Source organism: Nocardia sp. NPDC056541 (assembly GCF_042794235.1).
GTDB lineage: Bacteria > Actinomycetota > Actinomycetes > Mycobacteriales > Mycobacteriaceae > Nocardia.
This window is the reverse complement of sequence record NZ_JBHTUD010000009.1, coordinates 308692-334655: the sequence shown is the minus strand read 5'-3', so window position 1 is coordinate 334655 and position 25964 is coordinate 308692. Positions and strand designations below refer to the sequence as shown.

Here is a 25964-nt window from a genome sequence, read left to right as displayed (position 1 = left end):
ATTCGCTCAGGCTTGGCCGGCCAGATAGGTCACCAGGGCGTCGACGAGGCCGAGGGTGCCTTCCTCGCGTTGGTCACCGGTGTCGAAACCGTCCAGGTGGGCGCCGAATTCGACGAGAGTGAGCTTGGTGCCGGTGGTGGTGGGTTCGAATTCCCAGGTGGCCACCGAGGTGGAGATGTGGGAGCCGTTGAGCCACATGTCGTAGGTGTAGACGAGGCGTTCGTTGGCGATGATGTCGGTGTAGGTGGCAACGAAGCGGGAGGTCATCTTCTGCTGGAAAGTGCCTTCGTTGATCTCGCGGCCGCCGACCTGGAAGTCGATCGAGGACTCGCCCTGCTCCCAGCCTTCCTCGCCGCCGAACCACTTCGCCTTGATGGCGGGGTCGGCGAAGGCCTGGAAGACGACGGCGGGCGCGACGGGCACCTCGCGTTCGATGGTGAACTGGGCGTGGTTGATGGAGCGGGTCGCCGTGTCGGTCATTGTTGTTCTCCCTCTGAGTTTCTGGTTGATTCCACGAGTAGTGCCGTGAGCCGGTCCACCTGCCGTTGCGCCGGTGGACGTTGGCCGTGCAGCCAGTCGATCGCGGTTGCGAAGGCGTCCGGCACCAGTTGGTAGGTGCGCACACGGCCGATCTTCGCCGAGCTGACGAGCCGACCGGCTTCGAGCGCTTTCAAGTGCTGCACGATCGTCGGGAGCGCGACCTCGAACGGTGCGGCGAGATCCGATACCGATGCGGGCCCGCGCGCCAGCCGTTCGACGATCGCGCGACGAGTCGGATCGGCCAACGCCCGAAAGACACTGTCGAGTCCTCCGTCCGGATCGCCGCTCGAATACTTAGGCACATACCTAAGTATTCACAATTGGATCGATCTGCGCAACCCCCCGCTTCGGTTGCGTCCGCGTCGGCCGCCGTGGGATGCTGCGGCACGATCGAAGAGAGCGAGGTGAACGATGGTCGACGGCCCTCGCATCACACCCGCTCCCACCGCGACCCGGCGCGGTATCGGAGCCCGGGTGGCGGATTCCCCGTTCCTGTCGCGCAGCCGACGGCGAGTGGAAGTCGTCCACAAACCCTCGGTACCGACCGCGCGCGCCATCATCGACTGCGCCGCCTATGTCGACGGCAAACGTCTGCCCGGCCGCTTCACCCCCGAGACCGCGCTGACCGAAATCCGCAGGCGTGGCACAGGTTTCGTGTGGATCGGCCTGTTCGAACCGGACCTGCACCAGATGGGCGAGATCGCTACGACGTTCGGGCTGCACGAACTCGCCGTCGAGGACGCCGTCACCGGCAGACAGCGCCCGAAGTTCGAACGCTACGACGACACCATGGTCACCGTGATGCGGACCGTCGCCTACGTCGAGCACGATATGCACACCGTCAGCGAGATCGTGCAGACCGGCGAGATCATGGTCTTCCTCGGCGCCGATTTCGTGGTCGCGGTCCGCCACGGCGAACACAACGAACTCACCGCCGTGCGGCACCGGCTCGAAGACGAACCCGATCGCCTCGCGCTCGGCCCCGGCGTCGTGCTGCACGCGATCGCCGACCACGTCGTCGACACCTACATCGACGTCACCCAGGCGACGGAGTTCGACGTCGAGTCGATGGAGGAAGAGCTCTTCAGCCCGCGGAGCAAGATCCCGATCGAGGCCATCTACCAGCTCAAACGCGAGATCGTCGAGCTACGCCGCGCCGTTCGCCCGCTCGCGGGCCCGCTGCAAACCCTCACCGCGCCGCGTACTCCCCTGCCCAAGGAGGTGCGCCGCTACCTGCGCGACGTCGCCGACCATCACAGCGGCGTCGCCGAACGCATCAACGACCTGGACGAAACCCTCACCACTCTCGTGGGCGCCGCGGTGGCCAAGATCGCCGTCCAGCAGAACACGGACATGCGTAAGATCTCCGCCTACATCGCGATCCTGGCGGTTCCCACCATGATCGCCGGCATCTACGGCATGAACTTCGATCACATGCCCGAACTCCGGCAGACCTGGGGTTACCCCGCCACTCTGATCGTCATGGCCACCATCTGCGCCACCCTGATCGTCGCCTTCCGACGTATCCGCTGGTTGTGATAATCCGGCCCGGTCAGACAAGTCGACCCCATCGGGTCGCCACGAACCCGCAGAGCGCGATGGCGGTGCTCATCCGCTTCCAGAGTCGCACCATCGCGAGCTCGAGAATGATGCCGATGCGGTCGGCACAGGTGGTGGCCTCCGCCAGCGCCATCCGGTCATAGACCAGGGCCGGATCACTGAGGATCTCGTCCAGCCTCAGTCCTGATATCGCCTGATCGGACGTCAGGCCGAGTTCTGGCAGCCAGGTGAGCCGCCAGCGACCGTCGCCCCCGAGAATCGCCCGCTCGGGCGTCCTGTCGCTGCTCATGGTCCGATTCGTGCGGAAGATCGTCATCACTACCTCCTCGGCCGTCAGCTCTCGACGTCCACTTCCGAGGATCCTCGGAAATCGGCACAGGCAACAGCTGGCAAAGGAGACGGAATCGGAATATCATCCACAAACCCCGACGTGAAAGCCGAAAATCCCCGGCGATCACCCTGGATACGACTCGCTGACGATGCCATCAGCTACCGACGGGCACCGTGCAGGTGTCTCAACTCCGGTCGAAGGCCGTGAGGATCTGTTCGGCGGCGAGGGCGGGAGTGAGCGTTCCGGCGCGGACAGCCGATTCCACCTGCGCGCGAACATCTTTCACGTTCGGATTGTCGGCCAGGCGGCGCAGGATCTGGTCGTGCACCATGGTCCAGGTCCAGTCGACCTGCTGGCGGCGGCGCTTCTCGGCGAATTCGCCTGCCTCGGTGAGGACCCGGCGGTGGTCGAGGACGGTACCCCAGAACTTGTCGAGGCCGACACCTTCCAGACCGCTCATGGTGAGTACCGGCGGTTTCCACAGGGCGTCGTGCGGGTGGATCAGGCGCAGGGCGCCCGCCAGTTCGCGCGCGGCGCCCTTGGCTTCGATCTCGTGTTTGCCGTCGGCTTTGTTGACCGCCACCAGCTCGGCGAGTTCCAGCACGCCTTTCTTGATGCCCTGCAACTGGTCTCCGGTGCGGGCCAGCGTGAGGAAGCAGAACACATCGACCATGTTGGCGACGGTCACCTCGGACTGGCCGACGCCGACGGTCTCCACGAGAATCACGTCATACCCGGCGGCTTCCAGGAGCACGATCGTCTCCCGGGTCGCCTTGGCCACGCCGCCGAGGGTGCCCGCCGTCGGGGACGGCCGGATGAACGCGTCCGCCTCGAGCGACAACCGCGCCATCCGTGTCTTGTCACCGAGGATCGAGCCACCGGTGCGGGTCGAGGACGGGTCGACCGCGAGGACCGCGACCCGATGTCCCTTGGCCAGCAAGTACATCCCGAGCGCGTCGATGAACGTGGACTTGCCAACGCCCGGAACACCGGTGATGCCGACCCGGTTCGAGACGACGCTGCCCGGTTCCGCCGCCACCCGCAGCAGCAGCTGCTGCGCGAGTTCCCGGTGATCGGAGCGGGTGGATTCGACCAACGTGATCGCACGGGCCAGCGCCGAACGCTGCCCTGCCTTGACCTCCTCGGCGAGCGCGTCGACATCGATCGTCCGGCGAACGCCCACGGCGGTGCGCCCCTCGTTGCGTGGCGAGCCGACGCCCGCGGTGGTCCCGAGCCGAGGGTGCGCGTCGGCACCCCCGGCCACCTGTGCGCCGTCGCTCATTCGGCTGTGCCGCCACCGATCTCGTGCCCGAGTGCCGCGCCCAGTTTCTTCAGCAGGTCGATGGCCGCGTCGGCGATGACGGTGCCGGGCGGGAAGATCGCGGCCGCACCGGCCTCGTAGAGCTCGTCGAAGTCGCCGGGCGGGATCACACCGCCCACGATGACCATGATGTCGGGGCGACCCACGTCGGCCAGTGCCTGCCGCAGCGCGGGCACCAGCGTGAGGTGACCGGCGGCCAGCGAGGACACACCGACAATGTGCACGTCGTTGTCGGCAGCCTGGCGAGCCACCTCTTCGGGCGTCTGGAACAGCGGGCCCACGTCGACGTCCATGCCGAGGTCGGCGAACGCGGTCGCGATCACCTTCTGGCCGCGATCGTGTCCGTCCTGGCCCATCTTGGCGACCAGAATGCGCGGACGGCGTCCCTCGGCCTCGCCGAATTCCTCGACCAGCGCGATGGCGGCGCCGATGTTGGATGCCTTGCCTGCTTCGTCACGGTACACACCGGACAGGGTACGGATTTCGGCCTGATGACGGCCGTACACCTTCTCCAGCGCGTCGGAGATCTCACCGACCGTGGCCTTGGCACGCGCGGCGTCGATGGCGAGCGCGAGGAGATTGTTCTCCATACCGCCTTCGGAAGACGCTGCCGCACGGGTCAATTCGGACAGCGCCTGCTCCACCGCGACCGAATCACGGTCGGCGCGCAGCCGTTCCAGCTTCTCGATCTGCTCGGCCCGCACCCGCGAGTTCTCGACCTTGAGAACTTCGACGGCGTGGTCCTCTTCGACCTGGTACTTGTTGACGCCGATCACCGGCTGCTGGCCGGTGTCGATGCGCGCCTGGGTCCGCGCGGCGGCCTCTTCGATGCGCAGCTTCGGAATACCCTCCGAAATCGCCTGCGCCATACCGCCGTGCGCCTCGACCTCGGCGATGTGGGCGCGCGCCCGCTCGGCGAGCTGGTGGGTGAGCCACTCGACGTAGTACGAGCCGCCCCACGGGTCGATCGGGCGGGTGGTGTTGGACTCCTGCTGGATGAGCAGCTGGGTGTTGCGGGCGATGCGGGCGGAGAAGTCCGTCGGCAGGGCCAGGGCTTCGTCGAGCGCGTTGGTGTGCAGCGACTGGGTGTGCCCCTGGGTCGCGGCCATCGCCTCGATGCAGGTGCGCGCCACATTGTTGTAGGCGTCCTGCGCGGTCAGCGACCAGCCCGAGGTCTGCGAATGTGTCCGCAGCGACAGCGATTTCGCGCTCTTGGGTTCGAACTTCGACACCAGCTCGCTCCACAGCAGCCGCCCCGCGCGCAGCTTGGCGACCTCCATGAAGAAATTCATGCCGATGGCCCAGAAGAACGACAGACGCGGCGCGAACTTGTCGACATCCATGCCCGCGGCGATGCCGGCGCGGATGTACTCCACACCGTCGGCGAGGGTGTAGGCCAGCTCCAGATCGGCTGTCGCACCGGCCTCTTGGATGTGGTATCCGGAGATGGAGATCGAGTTGAACTTCGGCATCTTCGCGCTGGTGAAAGCGAAGATGTCGGAGATGATCCGCATCGAGGGCTTGGGCGGGTAGATGTAGGTGTTGCGGACCATGAACTCTTTCAGAATGTCGTTCTGAATGGTTCCGGCCAGCTGCTCGGGCGTCACGCCCTGCTCTTCGGCGGCGACGACGTAGAGCGCCAGGATCGGCAGCACCGCGCCGTTCATGGTCATCGACACCGACACCTGGTCCAGGGGGATCTGGTCGAAGAGCTGGCGCATGTCCAGGATCGAGTCGATCGCGACACCGGCCATACCGACGTCACCCTGGACGCGGGGGTGGTCGGAGTCGTAGCCACGGTGGGTGGCGAGGTCGAAGGCGACCGAGAGCCCCTTCTGGCCCGCCTGCAGGTTGCGGCGGTAGAAGGCGTTGGAATCGGCGGCGGTGGAGAAGCCCGCGTACTGGCGGATGGTCCACGGCTGATTCACGTACATGGTCGGGTACGGGCCACGCAGGAACGGCGCGACGCCGGGCACGGTGTCGAGCGGATAGCCCTGCGCGACCACAGCATCCCGATCGGCCTTGGTGAACACCGGCGGAACGTCGATGCCCTCCGGGGTCGACCAGACCAGCTGTTCGGGCGTGGTGTGGTTCGCCGTCGCCGCGTCGGCCACGAACGCGCGGACCTGCTCGGCGTCGACGTCGGCCGACGCGGACGCGTGATCGGTCAGCGGCACCTCGGCGAAACTGCCGATGACGTGCTCGATATCGGACGTGGTCATCAGGCTCCCACCTTCTCCAGCAGCTGCGACAGAACCGCGACCGCGTCGATACGCAGGGCCAGGTACCCGTCGGGACGCTGCGTCCCGCTGAATTGCTCGACCGCCTTCTCCGGTCCGGCCAGCAGCACGGTCTCGATTCCGGCGGCGCGCAGGGCGTCGGTGGCGGCTCCCGCCTGCTCGCCGTAGCGCTTGTCCGCACCGCACAGAACCGCGATGCGCGCACCGGATTCGGTGGCGGCGGCAGTGATCGCGTCGACCGTGAGCGGACCGGGGTTGACCGACTCGATGCCGCCCGAGGCGAGCACGTTCGCGGTGAAGATGGTGCGCGCGTTGTGCTCGGCGACCAGGCCGAGCGGCACGATCAGCGCCTTCGGACGGGCACCGTTGGCAGCCAGGTAGGCATCGGAGCGGTTGCGCAGCGCTTCGAAGGCAGCGCCGTAGCGCGCATTCGGGCCAGGCTCGCGCGCCTGCTCCGAGAGCGGGGTCTCGGCGAGGTTGGGGAACTCGTTGACGCCGGTGACCGCGGTGCGGCGATGGGCGACGTCGGCAGCGCGCGCGGCGGCGGTCTCGGCGATCCGGGCCGCGAGCACACCGGTGTCGAGCGCGGCGAGGTAGCCGCCCGCCGACTCGAGCTCCTGCATGAACTCCCATGCCTTGGCGGCGAGTTCGTCGGTCAGCTTGTCGACATACCAGGAACCGGCGGCCGGGTCCTGCACGTGCCCGAGACGGGATTCCTCGAGCAGCAGCAGCTGGGTGTTGCGCGCCAGGCGCTGGGAGAACGTCGTGGATACGCCGAGTTCGCCTGCGGGCAGGGCCGCGTCGAAGGGCAGAACGGTCACCGAATCGGCACCGCCGACGCCGGCGCCGAACGCGGCGAGCGTGGTGCGCAACAGGTTCACCCAGGGATCGCGCTGAGTCATCATGGCGGCCGAGGTGATCGCGTGCTGCGGGGCGGCGCCGAAGGCGGGCGCACCGGAGACCTGGGCCACTCGGGCCCACAGGCGCCGGGCCGCCCGGAATTTCACGATGGTGGCGAATTGGTCGTCGGTCGCCGCGAAGCGGAACTCGAGCTGACCGAACGCGTCGGCGATGTCGACCCCGGCACCGGTGAGCAGGCGCAGGTAGGCCAGACCGGCCGCGACGGCGGCGCCCACTTCCTGTGCGTCGGCGGCACCGGCGTTGTGGAAGGCGATGCCGTCCACCGTGATCGCGCGGACCGTCTCGGGCCGGGCGATCGCGCGCACGGCCAGCGCCACGGTCTCGGCGTGGTCGAGGTCTTCGGCACCGGTGAAGGCGCTGGTCAGCGGGGCCGCGCCGAGGCCGACCCGGATCTGCGTGCGATCGACGATCGAGTACCCGTCGAGGACGTCGAACACCCGCTCGGCGGCCGTGCCGGTCGCCGCCCCGGCCACCAGCGTCAGCGGTGCCAGCTCGAACAGCAGCCCACGCAGGGCAAGGGGGATGTCGTCGACGGCGACGCCGTAGGTGCCCACTCCGAGCGCGATCGCGCTCACGCCGTTCTCCAGACCGGTCAGAATCGCCCGGTTGGTGGCCTCGGCATCGTCCTCACCGGCGAACGCGCCGACGAACCAGCCGCGCTGCGGGTCGCGCGCGGCGTCGCCACCGCGCACATAGGGGAAGGCGCCGGGCAGCGGCTGCTCGGGCAGCTCGTCGCGGCGGGTGTAGAGCGGGGCGATCGTGAGCCCGTCATAGGTGGTCTCGTCGAGCAGATGTTCCGGTTCGGCGGGGAGCTCGGAAGCCTCGACCCGTCGCGCTTTCGCCAGCACACCCGCCACGCCCTTGCGCCACGCGGCGTACTCGGGCACCGGATCCGGTGCGAGCCCCGCCCCGGACTCTGAACCAATCGGCATAGCTGCTGTTCTCTCTTCCATTCGACGACCGCACCCCGGTGTGCTGCCGGTCCGTGAAATCCCACAAACGGGCCCACAGCGAACCAGGATGTATCCGGTTCCCTGATGATGCTATCTGTGACAGGGTGTCCGACCACCCGGGCCATCCCCTACCGGCCGGTACGCTTACCCGGGTGTCTCGACTGATCCGCTCCCCGCGCCTGCTCATCGCCCTGGCCGGGCTCGCCGCGCTGTTCGTGGTGGCGATGATGGTTCCGTTGCCGGGCCCGCAGCAGATCCGGGACTGGGCCGGCGACGCCGGGCCGCTGTTGCCGCTGCTGTTCTTCCTCTTCTACGCGGTGGCTGCCGTCGCCCCCGTTCCGCGCACCGTGCTCACCGTGACCAGCGGTGTGCTGTTCGGTCCGATCCTCGGTTCGGTCATCGCCCTGGCCGCCACGGCGGTGAGCGCGACCGCGGCGCTGCTCGGGGTACGCAGGCTGGGCCGCGACCGGGTCGCCGAACACCTCACGCACCCGGCGGTGCGGGCAGTCGACGACCGGCTGGCCCGCCGTGGCTGGCTCGCGGTGGCCGCGCTGCGGCTGATCCCCGTCGTCCCCTTCTCGATCCTCAACTACTGCTGCGGCCTGTCGTCGGTCCGCCTTGCCCCGTATCTCGCTGCGACAGTGGCCGGTTCGGCCCCCGGCACGATCTCGACGGTGGTGCTGGCCGGTTCCCTGGCAGGCGACAGCCACCCGATCGCGATCACCGTGTCGGCCATCTGCCTGTCGGTCGGGCTGATCGGGCTGATCGTCGACCTGCGGCTACCGGTCGACCCGGCAGCGCCGGAGCCGGAACCCGCCACCTCCTGACCGACGGCGCGCCTACCCCGAGCCGTCGCGATCCGTGCGGATAATCCCAGGTCATGGCGATCACGGTGGGACGCAGATCCGCACTCGCACTTCTGGCGGGACTCCCACTCCTGGCAGCGGGCACGGCCCGCGCGCAATCCTCGCTCGGCCCCGGGGTGGGCATCGACGCCCACCGCACCCCGGTCCGGTACACGATGACGGCCTTCCGGGCCGACAGTGATACCACCCTCGCGGTCTACGAGTCCGCGGACGGCACCGATTTCACCCCGGTCAGCGAGCACGCGTACGTGCCGCCGACCGGCCTGGTCCGCGATCCGAGCGTGCTGCTGCACACCGACGGGAACTACTACCTCACGTACACAATCGCCGGTGACGCCACCGCGATCGGCTTGGCCCGCAGCCGCGACCGGATCACCTGGACGTTTCTCGCCAACGTGCCGATGCTGGTGGCGGGCAGGCTCGAAGGCGCGTGGGCGCCGGAGTGGTACGCCGACGCGGCGGGGCGAGTCGGCATCATCGTGTCGCTGACCTGGGGGCACGGCTTCACCCCGCACCTGCTCATCCCGCTCGATGCCGGGCTCACCGTCTGGGCGCCGCCGGTGCCGATGCTCGGGCTCGGCCCTGCCGGGCCCGGCTCACTCGGCCATATCGACACCACCTTGGTCCGCCTGTACGGACGTCTGTTCGCGTTCGTGAAGAACGAGGACTCCAAGCTGATCGAACTCGCCGTCGCCGACCGCCCGCTCGGGCCGTACAGCTTCGTCGCCACTGGCGACTGGGCGGGGTGGGGCGGGCCACGGGAGGGACAGTCGATCGTCCGGCTTCCCGACGGTGGGCACCGCATCTACCTGGACGCCTACACCGAGGGCCGGTACCTCTTCAGCGACAGTGTCGACGGCTTCCGCACGTGGTCGCCACCGGTCGAACTGCCGGGTCTGTCGGGTCTCATCCGGCACGGCACGGTGCTGACCGAGTTCAGTCCGGTGATCTGAACTAAAACCCCATTACTCCAGGGGCACCTGATCTAGGTTGTGATTCGGAACAAATATGAAAGTGAGCTTCTTCACACTGCCCAGTTGTGAAGAAGTAATATTTCAGAAAACTCTCAGAGTTATAGACTCCGAATAGCCCAGGGTTCGCCAGCTACGTCCGGTGCGGGATCCAGAGCAACATCCGGTGACGCGCCCGCGATCACCGAATCCCCGTCGCGCCGTTCTCGGCTTGCACTCCCCATGAGGTGACCCGCCATGGAATACACCCATCTCTCCGAATTCCGGATCCGCTCCGGCGACCTGGTGATCTGGACCCCCGAGCTCACCTCCCCCGACGCGTGGCGCGACGACGAACGCCCCCTCGCCAGCGTCCACGAGCAGTACCTCGGGTTCCTCGACCCCGAAGACGCCCGCCCCGGCCGCGGCCGCTGGATCGGCACGATCTTCGAGATGGACGCCCCACTCGACGCCGACGCCTGGGCCACGACCCTGCGGCTGTGGCACGACCGCCACGAGGGCTTCCGCACCACCGTCGCCCCCACCGGCGACGGCGGCTACCACCGTGTGACCACCGCCCCCGGCACCGTTCGAGTCACCGGCGCCCCGGTCGCCGATCTCTCCGACGGCGACGAGATCAACGAATACCTGTGCGACGCGTTGGAATTGCGCCTGTCGGCACTGGTGTGGCCGCATCTGCTGGTGGCCACGGTGGCCCACGACACCGACGACTTCACCGTCCTGGTCGGCGCCGACCACTCGGTGCTCGACGCCTACTCCCAGGCCGTGCTCATCCTCGAGCTGCGCACCCTCTACACCGCGGTCACCACCGGCGGCGAGATCCGCGACTCGGCCACCTTCGGCAGCCCGGCCGACTACGCCGTCATCGAGCGCGCCGCCGCTGAGGAACTCGATCCCGACTCCCCCGCCGTCGCGGTGTGGCGCGAGTTCCTCGGTACGCCGGGCTCGCCCATGCCCCGCTTCGCCGCGGATCAGGTCGCCGTCCTCGACGGTGAACACGCCCAGCCCAGCGTCTCGCGCACCCTGCTCAGCATCGAACAGCTCGAGGAGGTCGAGGCGGCTCTCGATCGGCTCAAGCACCGGCTGTCGGTGACCGTGTTCGCCGCCCTGGCGATGGCCTCTCGGGAAACCTTCGGCGACGACCGGTTCCGCACCGTGATGCCGATCGCGACCAGGCCCGACCTCACCTGGCTCGAGTCGATGGGCTGGTTCGTCAATGTCGTCCCGGTCGACGTGACGCTGCCGCCGGGCGCGGACATGACCGTCGCGCTGGAGGCCACCCGCGCCTCGCTCAAGCGCGCCCACCTCTGCAACGACGCGTCCTGGGGCCGTTCCCTGGCGATGGTCGGCGCCGTGGAAGGTCCGACCTACGGCGCGTCCTTCCTCGACATCCGCATGCTTCCGGATTACGAATTGGTCGCCGACCTGCGCGGACGCACCCTGCGGGCGGTGTCGTACTCCACCGACGAGGTGTACTTCTGGGTCGTGCGCGGCCCCGACGGGCTCTATGTCTCCACCCGCCACCCCGCGGGCCTGCCCGGCGAGGTCATGGAACGCTTCCTCGCCGAGTTCGCCAGGGCCATGTACGCGGTGACCATGGTGGCGCCCGCTCCCGCACCGGTCACCGATGCCGCGGCAGCGCTGAGCGCGGGCTGAGAATGCGTGCACTGCTGGCCTTCACCGGGAGCCGGGGCGACGCCCAGCCCGGCATTCTTCTCGCTCGCGAGCTGCTGGCTCGCGGGCACTCGGTGACGCTCGCACTCTCGCCCAATCTCGTCGACTTCGCCACCGCGCACGGCGTCGCCGCCGTCGGTTTCGGCCGCGACAGCGCCGAACTGCTGCGCACCCAGCACGACGATCACCGCTTTCGCAGCCCGAATCCGCGACAGCGGGTGCGCGCGGTGCTGGATCTGCAACGGCGCGGAGTCGTCGAGGCGGTGCGCGATCTGCTCGTGCTCGCCCCCGGTCACGACGTGCTCGTGACCGGGATGGCGGGCGAGGAGGCGGCCGAGAAGGCCGCGCGACGCGTCGGGTTGCCGCTGGCCGCGGTGCACTTCTTTCCGATCCATCCGAATCGATCGGTCCCCGTGGTCCCCACCGCGTGGGGCGCCCGTATTCCGAAGGCGCTCAACCGGCGGATCTGGTCGGCGCTGCGCTGGGCACGCGACGCCGCGCTGGAACAGCCGCTGTCGGAGTTCGGGATCGTCGAACATCAACTGCCCGATCGGGTGTCGATCCAGGCCTATGACGTCGACCTGTTTCCCGGGCTGGCCGCCGAGCTGCCGGATCGACACCCGGTGACCGGCTTCGCCGTCGATGCCGACGGATTCCTCAGCGCTGCGGCCGATCCCGCGCTGACCGCGTGGCTCGATGCCGGTTCGGCGCCGATCTATGTCGGCTTCGGCTCGATGGCGGTCGACGACCCGGCCGCGCTGGTGGCGATGTTGCGCGCGGTCTGCGCCCGTCGTGGTCGCAGGCTGCTGCTGGCCGCGGGGTGGGCGGGCATCGCACCTGTCCTGTCGCCCGAGATGGCCGTCGTCGAGCAGGTCGATCACGCGTCGGTGTTCGCGCGCTGTATCGCCGCGGTACACCACGGCGGCGCGGGCACCACCGCCGCCGCACTGAGAGCCGGTGTCCCGCAGGTGATCTGCGCGATCCAGGCCGATCAGCCCTATTGGGGCCGGGCACTGGAACGGCTCGAGATGGCGGGTACCGTGCGTGCCGCCGAGCTCACCGAGGACGGGCTCACCGCCCTGCTCGATCGCGTCGCGGACCCGGACGTGGTCTCGCGAGCGGCCGCGTACGCCGGCCGGTTCGCCGGCACCGGGGTGGCACGCGCTGCCGACGAGGTGGAATCCCTTGTCTCCCTGCCGTTCCCGAGTAGTTTGTCCATCCACGCCGGGAGGCCGCAGTGAGCACCGATATCGCCGTCCGCACCCGCGGTCTCGGTAAGTCCTACGGCGACTTCACCGCCGTCGGCAGTGTCGACCTCAGCATCGCGGCCGGATCGGTCTTCGCGATGCTCGGTCCCAACGGCGCGGGCAAGACCACCACCGTCCGCATGCTCGCCACGTTGCTGCGACCCGACCGGGGCAGCGCCGAGGTATTCGGCTACGACGTGGTGCGCGAGGCGACCGCGGTGCGCTCGATGATCGGGCTCACCGGCCAGTACGCCTCCGTCGACGAAACCCTCACCGCCGGTGAGAATTTGCGATTGTTCGGACGGCTGCTCGGCCTGTCGCGGCGCGCTGCCGCCGACCGGGCCGAGCAACTTCTCGAGGAATTCGAGCTCTCGGCCGTCGCGCGCCGCAGCGTCAGCGCGTTCTCCGGCGGCATGCGACGTCGACTCGATCTGGCCGCGACGCTGATCACGGTGCCACCGCTGATCTTCCTCGACGAGCCGACCACCGGCCTCGACCCGCACACCCGCGACCGCATGTGGGGCATCGTGCGCGGACTGGTCGCCCGCGGAGCCACCGTGTTGCTCACCACCCAGTATCTGGAGGAGGCCGACGCACTCGCCGACCGGATCGCGGTCATCGACCGTGGCACGCTCGTCGCCGACGGCACTCCCGCCGAACTCAAGTCCTCGATCGGTGAGCAGGTGCTGCGCCTGGACATCCCCGACACCGCCGACCTGCGCCGGGCCGAGGCGCTGATCCAGGAGATCACCGGCGACGTCCCGGAAGGGTCGTCGACGGGGACGTTGACCGTGGCACTGCACGACGTCACGCGCGGCGCCGATATCGTCGCCGCCTGCCGCGCCGAGGGCATCACCCTGCGAGGTTTCGCGGTGGACCGGCCCGATCTCAACGAGGTGTTCCTGTCGCTGACCGGGCACGCGCGCACCGTGGACGCGGCATGAGCACCCTTCGCGAAAGTTCGAGGACCACCATGACCCACACGGTCGACAAGCCGCTCCAGGTGGTGCGCGCGCCGCGCGTGACCCGTGTCGGTCCGCTTGCCGCCCTGCGGCATTCGCTGATGATGGCCTGGCGCGGACTGCTCACCTTCCGGCACAGCCCGCAGCTGCTCTACGACGCCATTCTGCTGCCGATCGTCGGTCCGGTGCTGTTCGGCAGCATCTTCGGCACCGCCATCGCCGGCAGCATGGCGGCGTATCTGCCGATCATGATCCCCGGCGTGCTGGTCCAGATCGTGCTCACCTCCTCGGTCGCCACCGGTGTGCAATTGTCCGAGGACATCCACTCCGGTGTCTTCGACCGTTTCGTCGCCATGCCGATCGCCCGGTCCGCCCCGGTTGCCGGGGCATTGCTGGCCGGGACCGTGCGCTACCTGATCGCCGCGACCACTGTGGTGATCGTCGGCTTCTGTATGGGCTACCACCCCGCGCACACCGCCGGATTCCTGGCGGGCGCGGTGCTGGTCGTGTTCGCCACCACCGCCATCAGCTGGTTGTTCGCGTTCATCGGTGCCACCATCGCCCGCCCAGCCGCCGTGCAGGGCATGTCCATGCTGGTGCTCACCTTTCTCGGCTTCGCCTCCAATGCGCTGGTCCCCGAAGAATCGATGCCGAGCTGGATGCGGCACGTCTCGGACCTGAATCCGGTGTCCTACCTGGTCTCCGCCGTACGCACCCTCGCCGCGGAGGGCACCGTCGGCGCCGATGCCTGGTGGTCGCTGGTCGCCTCGGTGCTCGTGGTCGCTGTTTTCGCGCCGCTGACCGTGCGCACTCTCCGTTCCCGCTAAGGAGCCATTCGATGACTGTCATCGCCCCCGCTGTCACGGTGTCCACCGACCTCAACCGGATCACCGCCGACGACGATCTGTTCTTCAAACTGCACAGCCTCTACCCGAACGCCCTGGTCAACCAGCTGGCGTACCGCTTCGACAGCGCGTTGAGCCGGGATCTGCTCGCCGACTGGCACGCGCACCTGGCGACCGGGTTCATCGCGCGCCGGGTCCGCACCACGCGCTTCCCGATCGCGCGTGCGCACTGGGAGCCCGCCACCGAATCACTGCCGCTGCGCTGGTCGGACACCCCGATTCCCGAGGAGCGGGTCCTCGACTGGTTCCTCGAGCAGGCCGCCGTCGAGTTCGACCCCGAGCGCGGGCTCGTGTGGCAGCTCGCGGGCGCGCCGCTCGCATCCGGTGGCACCGTGGTCACCTTGGTCGCCTCGCACGTGGCGTGCGACGGCGGCGCCATGATGCACGCGATCGTCGATTCCCTGGACCGGCTCAACCGCGGCGAGACACCCGACCGCCACACCAGCGCGGGCAGGCTCGTCGGCCCGGTCGCGGGCGCGGGCCGCTTCGCCGCCGATCTCGCGGATGCGCGTAGCCAACTCGGTGCCGTCGCCCGTGGCGTCCGGGCGGCACGCCGCGCCCGCGGTGTCAGCGAACCCGCCCGCAATCCGCGCCCGGCCGCGCCACGGCTGCCCCATGCCGACACCTGGCAGGCGGCCGAGGCCATCGTTCAGCTCGATCTCGCCGAATGGGACGCCGTGGCCACCGCGCACGGCGGCACCACCAACGGCCTGCTGATCGGTGTCGCGGTCGGGCTGCTCGGTCGCAGTGGCCGCGTCGCCGACGGCGCCGAGGTGCGCGTCGACATTCCGCATTCGATGCGCGAGGCCGACGACCCACGCGCCAACGCCACCACCGGGCTGCCGATCAGCGTCGGCTACCGGGCGGGCGAACGCGCCGATCTGCCCGCGATCCGCGCCGCGCTCAAGGCGGCGGGCCTGGCCTATCGCGATCCGGCGACCATCCCACCCATCCAGCACCTGCAACCGGTGCAGATGCTGTTGCCCAAGGTAGTGCTGCACAAGTTCGCGCGCACCGCCAAGGCGCCGGAATGCCTGTGCACCAACATGGGTCGCACCGCGCAGAACATCGCGGTCCTCGGATCACACCGCGCACGCGATGTGATCATGCGCCCGGTGGTCAATCCCGGTCCGGTCGAGTTGTTCCGCCAGGTAGAGGTCGGTGTCAATCTCGCGTTCTCCTGCGATGACGACACGGTGACACTCGTGGTGACCGGCGGCGACCCCGATCGTTTCCCCACCCGCGCGGCACTGCGCGAGCTACTGGCCGCCGAATTCGCGGACTGGGGACTGACGCCGCGGTTCTGGTGACGGGCTAGGAGGCTTCCTCGACGAAGTCGACGGCCGCCTCTGCCTTGTCGATCCGCAGCGCGAACCGGAATCCGCATGCCGTCTCGAGTGAGGCGGAGCCCGGCTGCGGACGGTTGCGTACCTCGATGCTGACATCGAGGTCGTCGAACCCGACGTGGAACCGGTCGGCCATCCACAGTTGGGTGTGCCACGCCGTCTGCCCGGCGAGGACATCGCCGGGCGCGGGCCGGAAGTCCCGCAGCCGCACACAGACCGGCGTGTACCCGTCGGTGTCGGGCGCGAGGTACAGCACCACCGGGCCGTGCATCTCGAGCAGCAGCCGCAGCACACGCAGCGCATCATCGCTGGCCTCGACCGCACGGTGGCGATGATCTACCTTGCGGCCGTTGGGATGTCGAACCATAGTGCGCTCCTCGCAGTTTTCTCGCCGGTGATCGTGCTCGGGGCACACTATCGTTGCGAAAGGTTGGTCCAGGGTTGGTACCGGTCCAAACCTGCGAAGATCACCCGCGCGTGTCACCGCCACGGAATCGCCTCGCGTCTGCGACGTTGACTACTGATATGGCACTCGAATCGGTTCGCTTCTCGATCCTGGACCGCTCACGCGTGCGGCGCGGGCAGGACCACGCCGACGCCCTGCGGGAGACGGTCGCGTTCGCGGTCCTCGCCGAGCAGTGGGGCTACCACCGGTTCTGGGTCGCCGAGCATCACAGCGTTCCCGGTGTCGCCGGAACCGCGCCGACCGTGCTGGCGGCGGCGGTCGCGGCGGCCACCACGCGCATCCGCGTCGGCACCGGTGGGGTGATGCTGCCCAATCATCAGCCACTCGTGGTCGCCGAGCAGTTCGGCGTGCTCGGGTCGCTGTTCCCCGGACGAATCGACATGGGCCTCGGGCGTTCGGTCGGATTCACCGACGGCGTCCGCCGCGCGCTCGGCCACGGCCTCGACGACGCCGACGATATCGACGCACGCCTCACCGAGGTTCTCGGCTACTTCGCGGTGGGCAGGCAGGGTGTGCACGTCCGCTCCGCGGAGGGCGCGGACGTCCCGGCGTTCCTGCTCGCCACCGGCTCCGGGGCCGAGCGCGCCGCACGATTCGGGCTGCCCCTGGTGATCGCCCCGATCGCGGGCACGCAGGCGATGGTGGACGCGATCGAGCGGTACCGCACCCTGTTCCAGCCCTCGGCTCGAGTCCCCCGACCGTATGTCGTCGTCTCCGCGACGGCGATGATCGCCGACTCGACCGAGCAGGCGCACCGACTGCTGCTCCCGGAGGCCTGGTCGAGCGCCTACTCGCGCACGCACGGCGAGTTTCCCGCACTGATCCCACCCGAGGAGATCGACCCGGCGACGATGACCGACCGCCAGCGCCACCTGTTCGAGCAGGCGCTGGGCCACCAGATCCACGGCACCGAGGATCAGGTGGCCGAAGCATTGGAAAAGCTGGTGAGCCGTACCGAGGCCGATGAAATCCTGTTCCACACCAGTACTTTCGATCGAGCGGCGCGTCTGGAATCACATCGGCGGCTGGCCCGCGTCGTGGGCCTGGCCGGCTAGTTCTCGCCGACAAAATTCGCGAGACCACTTGTACTCCGAAAACAAACCCGTCCGGCTCGCAATTTATTCGACGGTGTAAACAATCGTGAAGTGACTCACTGCGCGAGCACCGTTCTGCAGGACCACATCACCGCGGCGAGGCAGATCCGCCCGATAGCCGTACCATTGCCCACAGCCACCCAAACGCCCTGGTCCAGGTGATCTGTGAGATACGAGTGGATTGCCGAAGTTTCCGCAACACCGTGTCGCACAAACGATCTCGCACCGGCCAGTGCGCTGGATCACTGCACCCGACGCCGGCCGATGACCGGTATGGTTCGAGTCCACCGGCGCTCGAGATTCGTCCGGTAAACCATTCTTTCGACCGCATCCGGGAGCTCACGTGTCACAATCGCGTTTCGAATCCATCGGGGCATATCTTCCGTCGAACATCTTGTCCACCACCGAATTGATCTCCCGGTTGAAAACGCCACCGTCGTTCGATCTGGAGCGCATCACCGGCGTGAAAGAACGCCGTGTGCGCGACACCCGCCCGGAGTCGGTCGAGGACTCGTTCACCCTCGCCGTGAACGCCGCGCGCGACTGCCTGTCGCGGTCGAGCTACGCGCCGGGCGAGCTGGACGTGATCATCTCGTGTTCGATCACCCGCAGCAACGACGGCACCCGCATGTACATGGAGCCCTCGTTCGCGTCGACGATCGCCAAGACCCTCGGCGCCGAACGCGCCATCACCTTCGACGTCTCCAACGCCTGTGCCGGAATGCTCACCGGCACCTACATTCTGGACCGGATGATCCGCTCGGGCGTGGTGCGCAACGGCATGGTGGTCAGCGGCGAGGCGATCACCCCCATCGCCGAGACCGCGGTGAACGAGATCACCGAGAAATACGATCTGCAGTTCGCCTCGCTGTCGGTGGGCGACTCCGGGTGCGCGGTCGTGCTGGACCGCGCGGTCGACGACGCCGACAAGATCCACTACATCGAATTGCTCACCGCCGCAGAACATTCACACCTGTGCCTCGGTATGCCCAGCGACAAGTCGTCGGGCGTCGCGCTCTACACCGACAACCGCAAGATGCACAACGAAGCGCGGTTCCTGCTCTGGCCCGACGCCCAGGGCAGTTTCCTCGAACAGCAGGGCCGCGACTTCGCCGGCGAGCAGTTCGACTACATCATCCATCACCAGTTCGGTGCTGCCGCAGTGCCCTACATCAACGCGGTCGCCGCGCGTGAGTTCGGCGCCGAGATGCCGCCGGACCTCAATGTGATCGAGAAGTACGGAAATACTTCGACCACATCACATTTCATCGTTCTGCACGATCAGCTCGCCGACGACAACATCGCGGCGGGATCGAAACTGCTCATGGTGCCCGCCGCGTCCGGTGTCGTCGCGGGATTCCTGTCCGCCACCATCTCCTCCCTGAAGGTCTGAGGTCAACAATGGGCATTCGCATCCGAGCCACGGGCACGAGCAGGTCGACCGACACCCACAGCGTCGTCACCCACAGCGGGCGGGCCGCCGCACAATGTCTGGAGCAGGCCGGCGTCCGCCCCGACCAGGTCGGCGTGCTGATCAATACCGGCGTGTTCCGCGACTCGAACACCGTGGAACCGGCGGTGGCCGCGCTGATCCAGAAAGCGGCGGGTATCGGGCTCGACTACACCAGGACCGATCCGCGGACCTTCTCCTTCGACCTGATGAACGGCGCGGTCGGTGTCGTCAACGCCGTACAGGTGGCGGGCTCGGTCTTGGCGACGGGCAGCACCGAGCACGTTCTGATCGTCGCGGGCGACACGCACCCGTCGATGACCCGGTCGAGCGCCGACGCCGACTTCCCTTACGCCACCTCGGGTGCCGCGCTGCTGCTCGAGCAGGTCGACGACCCCGAGGGCTTCGGCCCGGTGTACACCGCGACCGCACCTGGCACTGCCGCGGCACAGGCCTACGTCGACACGGCCGCCATGGGCACCGTCGGGCGAACGCTGATGACGATCGAACGCGAACCCGACTTCGAGGACCGCATCCTCGCGGTGGCCACCGAAGTCGCGCACTCCGCGCTCGCCGACTTCGAGGGCGCCTTCGTCGCGTTGATCGCCTCCACTCCGAGCCCGCGCTTTCCCGGGCGCCTGGCCGAGGAGCTCGGCATCGACCAGGACGCGGTACGGGTGCCCGACCTGTCCGACGGCGACCCGCACACCGCCGCACTGCCGTTGGCCTACGCCCGCGCGAGCGCCGAGGGTACGCTCGCCGGCTACACCCACGTGCTGTTCGTCGCCGCGGGCGCGGGCCCGTCCGCCGCCGCGACGCTGTACCGGCTCCCCGCGGAGACCACCGCGTGACGACGGCGACCTACTGGGCCACGATCGACCGCTTCCGCACGCTCGCCCGCGAGGAGCCCGACCGCGAGGCGGTCATCTATCCCGGCGGCACGACCGCCGACGGGCTACCCGACTACCGCGACATCACCTATCGCGACCTCGATCGCTGGTCCGACGCCATCGCCGAACATCTCACCGATTCCGGGGTGGGCAGCGGCACCCGCACGATCGTGCTCGTGCTGCCGAGCCCGGAGCTGTACGCGATCCTGTTCGCGCTGTTGAAGATCGGCGCCGTTCCGGTCGTCATCGATCCGGGCATGGGTGTGCGCCGCATGGTGCACTGTCTGCGCGCGGTCGAAGCGCAGGCGTTCATCGGGATCCCGCAGGCGCATGCCCTGCGGGTGCTGTTCCCGCGCAGTTTCCGGGGTGTGCGCACCACGCTCACCGTGGGGCGCCGCTGGTTCTGGGGTGGGCCGACGCTGGATTCGTGGACTCGCACCCCGTCCGGTGCGCCGCCCGAGCGGGTGCCCGCCGATCCGGACGAGTTGCTGATCATCGGATTCACCACGGGCAGTACCGGTCCCGCCAAAGCCGTCGAGCTGACGCACGGCAATCTCGCGGCGATGGTGGAGCAGGTGCACGCCGCCCGTGGGCACACGCCACCCGGCACGTCCCTGGTGACACTGCCGCTGGTGGGCGTCCTCGATCTGCTGCTCGGGTCGCGGTGTGTGTTGCCACCGCTGATTCCGAGCAAGGTCGGCTCGACCGATCCGGCGCACGTGGTCGACGCGATCGGGCGTTTCGGCGTGCGCACGATGTTCGCCTCGCCCGCGGTCCTCATCCCGCTGCTGGAACGGCTGCGCGCGCATCCGGTCGACCTACCGTCGCTGGCCAGTATCTTCTCCGGTGGCGCCCCTGTTCCGCACTGGTGCGTCGCCGGGTTGCGCGAGGTCTTGCGCCCCGATGTCGAGATCTACGCCGGATACGGCTCGACCGAGGCGCTGCCCATGTCGACGATCGAATCGCGGGAATTGCTCGCCGGTCTGGTCGAGCGCGCCAAGAGCGGCGAGGGCACCTGCATCGGCCGGCCCACCGATCGAGTGCGTGTCCGGCTGCTCGCCATCACCGATGATCCCGTCGCGACCTGGGACGACACCGAAGAACTCGGCGCACGCGAGGTCGGCGAGATCGTGGTCGCGGGCCCGAATGTGAGTACGCGCTACTACTGGCCCGCGCAGGCCAACACCGCGGGCAAGATCAGCGATGGCGAGCAGATCTGGCACCGCACCGGTGATCTGGGATGGCTCGACGAGCAGGGCCGGATCTGGTTCTGCGGGCGCAAGAGTCAACGGATCACGACCGCGCGTGGTCCGATGTTCACCGTGCAGGTCGAACAGGTCTTCAACGCGGTCGCCGGAGTTACGCGCACGGCGCTGGTCGGTGTCGGCGCCCCCGGCGCCCAGCGTCCGGTCCTGTGCGTGGAGCTCGAACCCGGCGCGGACGCGGTGGCCGCACTCACGCGATTGCGGACGCGCGCCACCGAATTCGACACTCTCGCTCCGATCGCCGAATTCCTCGTACATCCGCGCTTCCCGGTCGATATCCGGCACAACGCCAAGATCGGCCGCGAACAACTCGCCCGCTGGGCCACGAAGAAACTGGACTCGCGACGATGAAGATCCTGGTCACCGGCGCGTCCGGATTCCTCGGCGGCGCCATCGTGCGGGCGCTGGTCGCGCAGGGCTCCCACGATGTCTCGATCCTGGTGCGGCGCAGCAGTATTCTCGACGATCTCGGTCCAGCCGTGGAGCACGTCACACTCGTCTACGGGGACCTGGCCGACGCGGCGTCGCTGAGCCGGGCCACCAGCGGCATGGACGCGGTGATCCACAGCGCCGCGCGGGTCGACGAACGCGGCACCAGGGACCGCTTCTGGACCGAGAACGTGCGGGCCACCGAGCTGCTCCTGGATGCGGCGCGGCGCGGCGGCGCGGGCCGGTTCGTTTTCATCTCGAGTCCGAGTGCCCTGATGGAGCGAGACGGCGGCGATCAAGTCGACGTCGACGAGTCGCTGCCGTATCCGAGCCGCTACCTCAATCATTACTCCGAAACCAAGGCCGCGGCCGAACGCGCCGTACTCGCCGCGAACACAGCGGAATTCACGACCGTGGCGCTGCGACCGCGAGCGATCTGGGGCGCCGGAGACCGATCGGGGCCGATCGTTCGATTGCTCGATCGCACCGCCGCGGGCTCGCTGCCGGACCTGTCCTACGGTCGCACCGTCGAGGCCTCGCTGTGCCACGTGGACAACATCGTGCACGCCTGCCTCCTGGCGGTGCGCTCGGACACGGTGGGCGGCAAGGCGTATTTCATCGCCGATGCCGAGAAGACCGATGTCTGGGGGTTCCTCGGTGAGGTCGCCACGCGACTGGGCTTCCAGGCCCCGGCGCGCCGACCGAACCCGCGGGTGCTCGCCGCCGTCGTCGCGACCATCGAAACGATCTGGCGGATACCGGCGGTGGCCGATCGCTGGTCGCCTCCGCTGTCGCGCTACGCCGTCGCGCTGATGACACGCACCGCCACCTACGACACCGGTGCGGCTCGCCGCGATCTCGGCTACGTGCCTGTGGTGGATCGCGAGACCGGTCTGGCCGGATTCCTGGCGTGGCTCGACGAGCAGGGCGGCATCGAGGTGCTCGCCGAGAACCTTCGATAGTTCGCGGCCACCGTCACACCCGCCACGACACCTTCGGCACGGCCCGCGCGGCACCGACGACGCCCCAGGAGGCAATCATGAACGGCAGCAAGGTTTTCCGTCGTCCGGTGACGACCACCGAGCGGATGTATTTCCCCATGCGCGAGCTGGCCCCGCCCTTCCTCATGCAACTGGTGGTTCCCGGTGAGGGCAACATCGACCCGGATGCATTGCGCACAGCGGTAACCACCGCCGCGGCGGCCACCCCCGGTGCGCGACTGCGGCGGCGCGGCAACGAGTGGGTCGACAGTGCCATCGCCCCGGCCGTGCGCGTTCTCGACCACCGGCTGAGCTACCCCGCCCTCGAGACCGATCCGGTCCTCACGGGCGCGATCGGACCGACCCCTGATGCCACCGTCGAGGTGCTGCTGCTCGCCGGCGCGCCGACCACGCTGATCTTCCGTGTCTTCCACGGCGTGATGGACGGCATCGGCATGGTGGCGTGGGTGACGAATGTGCTGCGCGCACTACGCGGTGAAGACCCGGTTCCCCAGCCCGATCCGATCGCCGACCAGGAACTCGTCGCGAGAATCGGCGCTCCCGGCAGGCCGACTCCGATGGTTCCGCGCTACCGCACCGCCGTCGGCCGAGGCCGGCAGCGCCGCGATCTCGCGCCGCATCTGCTGCGTCATCGCCGGATCGCGGCCGCTGGTTCCGGCGCGTTGGCCCGCGTCTGTGCCCTGCTGGCCGCCGAGACTCCCGGCACCTCGCGCATCATGATGCCCGTGGACCTGCGCCGCCACGACCCGGCGCTGCGCTCCACCGCCAACCTCGCGCTACCGCTGTTCCTCGATATCGAGCCCGGACGCGACTGGATCTCGATCAAAGACCAGATCAAGGCCGGTTTGCACGAACGGCGCGAGCTGAATCAGCTGGCCAACACCCGCATCACCCTGGTCCCGGACCCGATCAACCGCGGCGTGCTGCGCACCACGAACTGGCTCGGCGCCCGCCTCGGCCGAAACCTCGCCTCGGCCACCGTCTCCCATATGGGCCGCTTCACCGCCGACGAACTCGCCGTCCCCGGCTTCCGCCCGACCGGACTGTTCGTCCTGCCCCAGCACAGCATCGCCATGCCCCTGCTGTTCGGGCTGACCGAGTTCGACGGCCACACCGACCTGACCGTGTCGGCACGCAACGGCGCGGGCATCGAGTCCCGCCTCGAAGCCCTGCTCGATCGCATCGTCGCCATGCTCGAAGCCGACCTTCCCGCACCGAGCCCGGCAGACCGGCAGCGGTAGCCACCCGCCCGACTCCAGCGACCAGGTCGCTACCGCGACTATCCTGGACACCGTGGGCATCATCGGTGAACTCTTTCCAGGCAAGAAGCTGCAGAACGAGGGCAGCGGCGACTCCAACGGTCAACCCCACCTCGACTTGGACCTCGAAGCAGGCGTCATCCGGGTCTCCGGCGCCACCACCGCGCCCCCGACCGACGACGAACCCGACGCCTGACCTGCCACCGTCGGTCCGCGTGACCGGCTCGGCAGTGCGCTGTCGTTCGCGGGCCGCTCGATCGACGCAACCGTTCTGACATGCCGTCTCTGGGCCGAGCCGGCGCTCGCATGCGCCGCGGTCGCCTCGCGAGTCGCTAACCACCGAGGAAGGCCGTCCAAGCGAGCATCGAAGCGGCGAGCGCGTTCTCCCATTCCGGTTCCCGCTCCCGTGGTTCGTCGCGCGATCCCGAAGGCGGAATCGCCGGCCGATTCGGTGTCGAGGCGGCGACCGGATCCCTCCATCGGCGCCCACCCCAGCGGGGGTGTTCGCCGCCCATCGCTACCGTCGCCATCACTGCGCCGAGGAAGCGGCGGCGGCCGGATGCGCGCGTCGGCCATGGACGGATGCCACTGTGGACACACCGAGCGCCCCCAGCGCGGCCCATGTCATGCGTCTCATGACGCCTCCGCGCGCACGAGTGCGGCGACGAACGCAGCAGCGTCGACCCCACCGACCACGCGGCCCTCGTGCACGATCAGCACCTCACCGTGATAGTCGGCGAGCCGTGTCACCGCGGCTCCCACCGGCTCGGTGGTGCCGGCGAAGGCCGGCGGCGGGTCCAGGTGCGCGCCGATCGGATCCTCGTCCACAGCGCCAATGAGGCGCGCCTGCGTTGCGGTACCCAGCACCTCGGCGACCACCACCGGCCCCGCGGTCTGCCGGGCGAGGACGACCGGAAGAGATCGTCGCGAAGCCAGTTCTCGGCGGACCGACGCCACGGTCGTTGTCGACGGGAGCAACCGCGCCTCGGCGAGCACCGACGAACCCGGCCCGACCGACCGGGCTCCCTCGACCACACCGAGCGCCGAACCGACCGTCAGCTCACCATGGGCCGCGAGCAACGGAAATCCGTACTGCCCGAGCCAACCGTCGTCGAAGTACTTCGACAGGTATCCGCGTCCCGAGTCGGGCGCGATCACCACCAGCACATCCTCGGGCCCGAGCGCGCGGGCCACCCGCAGCGCCGCGGCGATCGACGTGCCGGAGGAACCACCGAGCAGCAGACCTTCCTCCTTGGCCAGCCGGTGCAGCACTCGGAGCGATTCCCCATCGGAGATCCGCTCGACACGGTCGATCACCTCGGTGTGGTAGGACTGCGGCCATTCGTCTAGCTCGGTGTCGGGATGCCGGTAGTGGCCCACCGACTCGACATACCAGGCACGACCGTCACCGCCGCCGTACACCGATGTCTCGGGATCGGCGCCGACGACCTGGACCCGGCCGACCGAGGCCTGCTTCAGGAATTCCCCTGTGCCGCTGACGGTTCCGCCGGTGCCGATGCCCGCGACAAAGTGGGTGACGCCGCCGCCGGTCTGCGCCCAGATCTCGGGACCGGTGGTTTCACGATGAGCGGTGGGGTTGGCCGGGTTGTCGTACTGGCCCGCGAACCAGGCACCCGGGATTTCCTCCGCGAGCCGCAGCGCGACACTGCGCAGGTGCTCGGGGTGCCCGACCGGACGGCCGCCGGGTGTCACATGCACCTCGGCGCCATAGGCCCGCAGCAGCGCGATCTTGTCGCGGCTCGACTTGTCCGGCACGACCACCACCGTGCGGTAGCCGCGCGCCGCCGCGATGGCGGCCAAGCCGATGCCGGTGTTGCCGGAAGTCGCCTCCACCACGACTCCACCGGGCCGCAACTCCCCCGCGGCCTCGGCCGCGTCGAGCATGAACAGCGCCGCCCGATCCTTCACGCTCCCCGCGGGATTGAGATATTCGAGCTTCACATACACCGTGGCGGCGATGTCGTCGGTGATCCGGTTCAACCGGACCAGCGGGGTGTGCCCGATGGCCTGGTCGATGGAATCGAACACCGTGGCGGTGCGCACAGTGTGATCGATGTCGATGGTCATGCGTCCGAACTTCCTGTTTCGCCGAGCGACCGCGGCACTGCACACCGCCGTCGCAGATAGTCGGGGTCGAAACCGCTTTCTCCGAGCACAATTCAGCGCGGACCCTCGGCCGCGCGTGCACATTCCAGATTCCTCGCCACCGCGCCGCGTCGACAGGTTTGTTCTCACCCGGATTCGATCGGCGC

The 25964-nt window shown here is 68.7% G+C and carries 23 protein-coding genes; 15 read left to right on the top strand and 8 right to left on the bottom strand.

The genetic code is table 11. The annotated features are described in order from the left end of the window. Positions 1-6 precede the first annotated feature (6 nt). Both ACFQ9R_RS18500 and ACFQ9R_RS18495 read right to left on the bottom strand, forming a co-directional pair. The gene (locus ACFQ9R_RS18500; protein WP_378991987.1) at positions 7-480 is read right to left on the bottom strand and encodes an SRPBCC domain-containing protein; all 474 of its coding nucleotides are present in this window, start codon (positions 478-480) and stop codon (positions 7-9) included. Further along, entirely contained in the window at positions 477-842 is a 366-nt protein-coding gene (locus ACFQ9R_RS18495) for an ArsR/SmtB family transcription factor (RefSeq protein WP_378991986.1), read from the bottom strand. Before ACFQ9R_RS18495 ends, ACFQ9R_RS18500 begins: the two co-directional genes overlap by 4 nt. Positions 843-951: 109 nt before the next feature. On the opposite strand from ACFQ9R_RS18495, the gene ACFQ9R_RS18490 reads away from it, so the two are divergent. Continuing rightward, complete coding sequence (locus ACFQ9R_RS18490) at positions 952-2079, top strand: magnesium and cobalt transport protein CorA (RefSeq protein WP_378991984.1); 1128 nt, start codon at positions 952-954, stop codon at positions 2077-2079. 13 nt (positions 2080-2092) lie between these two features. Here the strand turns inward: ACFQ9R_RS18490 and ACFQ9R_RS18485 are convergent, their stop codons facing one another. The 4 genes from ACFQ9R_RS18485 to ACFQ9R_RS18470 form a co-directional block, all read right to left on the bottom strand. Continuing rightward, complete coding sequence (locus tag ACFQ9R_RS18485) at positions 2093-2416, bottom strand: hypothetical protein (RefSeq protein WP_378991983.1); 324 nt, start codon at positions 2414-2416, stop codon at positions 2093-2095. Between the two features lie 199 nt (positions 2417-2615). After that, positions 2616-3713 carry a methylmalonyl Co-A mutase-associated GTPase MeaB gene (gene meaB / locus ACFQ9R_RS18480; RefSeq protein WP_378991982.1) on the bottom strand — a complete coding sequence of 366 codons (1098 nt, stop codon included), beginning with the start codon at positions 3711-3713 and terminating at the stop codon, positions 2616-2618. Continuing rightward, positions 3710-5974 (bottom strand): methylmalonyl-CoA mutase, encoded by a 2265-nt coding sequence (gene scpA, locus ACFQ9R_RS18475; RefSeq protein ID WP_378991981.1) that lies wholly within the window; start codon positions 5972-5974, stop codon positions 3710-3712. The genes meaB and scpA overlap by 4 nt, the downstream gene beginning before the upstream one ends. Next, on the bottom strand, positions 5974-7845 hold the full coding sequence (locus ACFQ9R_RS18470; protein ID WP_378991980.1) for a methylmalonyl-CoA mutase family protein: 1872 nt from the start codon (positions 7843-7845) through the stop codon (positions 5974-5976). The genes scpA and ACFQ9R_RS18470 overlap by 1 nt, the downstream gene beginning before the upstream one ends. A gap of 173 nt (positions 7846-8018) precedes the next feature. On the opposite strand from ACFQ9R_RS18470, the gene ACFQ9R_RS18465 reads away from it, so the two are divergent. The 7 genes from ACFQ9R_RS18465 to ACFQ9R_RS18435 all read left to right on the top strand — a co-directional run bounded on the left by ACFQ9R_RS18465 (position 8019) and on the right by ACFQ9R_RS18435 (position 15801). After that, on the top strand, positions 8019-8693 hold the full coding sequence (locus ACFQ9R_RS18465) for a TVP38/TMEM64 family protein (RefSeq protein WP_378991979.1): 675 nt from the start codon (positions 8019-8021) through the stop codon (positions 8691-8693). Positions 8694-8746: 53 nt separating this feature from the next. Then, complete coding sequence (locus ACFQ9R_RS18460; RefSeq protein ID WP_378991978.1) at positions 8747-9685, top strand: hypothetical protein; 939 nt, start codon at positions 8747-8749, stop codon at positions 9683-9685. 255 nt (positions 9686-9940) lie between these two features. After that, on the top strand, positions 9941-11359 hold the full coding sequence (locus ACFQ9R_RS18455; protein WP_378991977.1) for a condensation domain-containing protein: 1419 nt from the start codon (positions 9941-9943) through the stop codon (positions 11357-11359). A 2-nt stretch (positions 11360-11361) separates the two neighbouring features. Continuing rightward, positions 11362-12618, top strand: a complete 1257-nt coding sequence (locus ACFQ9R_RS18450; RefSeq protein ID WP_378991976.1) for a glycosyltransferase — start codon at positions 11362-11364, stop codon at positions 12616-12618. Further along, on the top strand, positions 12615-13568 hold the full coding sequence (locus ACFQ9R_RS18445; protein WP_378991975.1) for an ATP-binding cassette domain-containing protein: 954 nt from the start codon (positions 12615-12617) through the stop codon (positions 13566-13568). Before ACFQ9R_RS18450 ends, ACFQ9R_RS18445 begins: the two co-directional genes overlap by 4 nt. Positions 13569-13597: 29 nt before the next feature. Then, on the top strand, positions 13598-14413 hold the full coding sequence (locus ACFQ9R_RS18440) for an ABC transporter permease (protein WP_378991974.1): 816 nt from the start codon (positions 13598-13600) through the stop codon (positions 14411-14413). Positions 14414-14424: 11 nt separating this feature from the next. Then, complete coding sequence (locus ACFQ9R_RS18435) at positions 14425-15801, top strand: hypothetical protein (RefSeq protein WP_378991973.1); 1377 nt, start codon at positions 14425-14427, stop codon at positions 15799-15801. 4 nt (positions 15802-15805) lie between these two features. Here the strand turns inward: ACFQ9R_RS18435 and ACFQ9R_RS18430 are convergent, their stop codons facing one another. Further along, positions 15806-16204 carry a DUF779 domain-containing protein gene (locus ACFQ9R_RS18430; RefSeq protein ID WP_378991972.1) on the bottom strand — a complete coding sequence of 133 codons (399 nt, stop codon included), beginning with the start codon at positions 16202-16204 and terminating at the stop codon, positions 15806-15808. A gap of 158 nt (positions 16205-16362) precedes the next feature. Between ACFQ9R_RS18430 and ACFQ9R_RS18425 the strand changes: the two genes are divergently transcribed. From ACFQ9R_RS18425 to ACFQ9R_RS18395, 7 genes are all read left to right on the top strand, one after another. Continuing rightward, the gene (locus ACFQ9R_RS18425) at positions 16363-17358 is read left to right on the top strand and encodes an MsnO8 family LLM class oxidoreductase (RefSeq protein WP_378991970.1); all 996 of its coding nucleotides are present in this window, start codon (positions 16363-16365) and stop codon (positions 17356-17358) included. Between the two features lie 382 nt (positions 17359-17740). Beyond that, positions 17741-18790 carry a 3-oxoacyl-ACP synthase III family protein gene (locus tag ACFQ9R_RS18420; RefSeq protein ID WP_378631287.1) on the top strand — a complete coding sequence of 350 codons (1050 nt, stop codon included), beginning with the start codon at positions 17741-17743 and terminating at the stop codon, positions 18788-18790. Between the two features lie 8 nt (positions 18791-18798). After that, complete coding sequence (locus ACFQ9R_RS18415; protein WP_378991969.1) at positions 18799-19698, top strand: hypothetical protein; 900 nt, start codon at positions 18799-18801, stop codon at positions 19696-19698. Beyond that, the gene (locus ACFQ9R_RS18410; protein WP_378991968.1) at positions 19695-21353 is read left to right on the top strand and encodes a fatty acid CoA ligase family protein; all 1659 of its coding nucleotides are present in this window, start codon (positions 19695-19697) and stop codon (positions 21351-21353) included. Before ACFQ9R_RS18415 ends, ACFQ9R_RS18410 begins: the two co-directional genes overlap by 4 nt. Further along, positions 21350-22393: an NAD-dependent epimerase/dehydratase family protein gene (locus ACFQ9R_RS18405; RefSeq protein WP_378991967.1), complete on the top strand. Its 1044-nt coding sequence runs from the start codon at positions 21350-21352 to the stop codon at positions 22391-22393. Before ACFQ9R_RS18410 ends, ACFQ9R_RS18405 begins: the two co-directional genes overlap by 4 nt. 77 nt (positions 22394-22470) lie before the next feature. Continuing rightward, the gene (locus ACFQ9R_RS18400; protein WP_378991966.1) at positions 22471-23673 is read left to right on the top strand and encodes a peptide synthetase; all 1203 of its coding nucleotides are present in this window, start codon (positions 22471-22473) and stop codon (positions 23671-23673) included. A 52-nt stretch (positions 23674-23725) separates the two neighbouring features. Then, on the top strand, positions 23726-23887 hold the full coding sequence (locus ACFQ9R_RS18395; protein ID WP_378631280.1) for a hypothetical protein: 162 nt from the start codon (positions 23726-23728) through the stop codon (positions 23885-23887). Between the two features lie 437 nt (positions 23888-24324). On the opposite strand, the gene ACFQ9R_RS18390 is transcribed toward ACFQ9R_RS18395, so the two are convergent. After that, entirely contained in the window at positions 24325-25779 is a 1455-nt protein-coding gene (locus tag ACFQ9R_RS18390; RefSeq protein ID WP_378991965.1) for a PLP-dependent cysteine synthase family protein, read from the bottom strand. Positions 25780-25964: the final 185 nt, after the last annotated feature.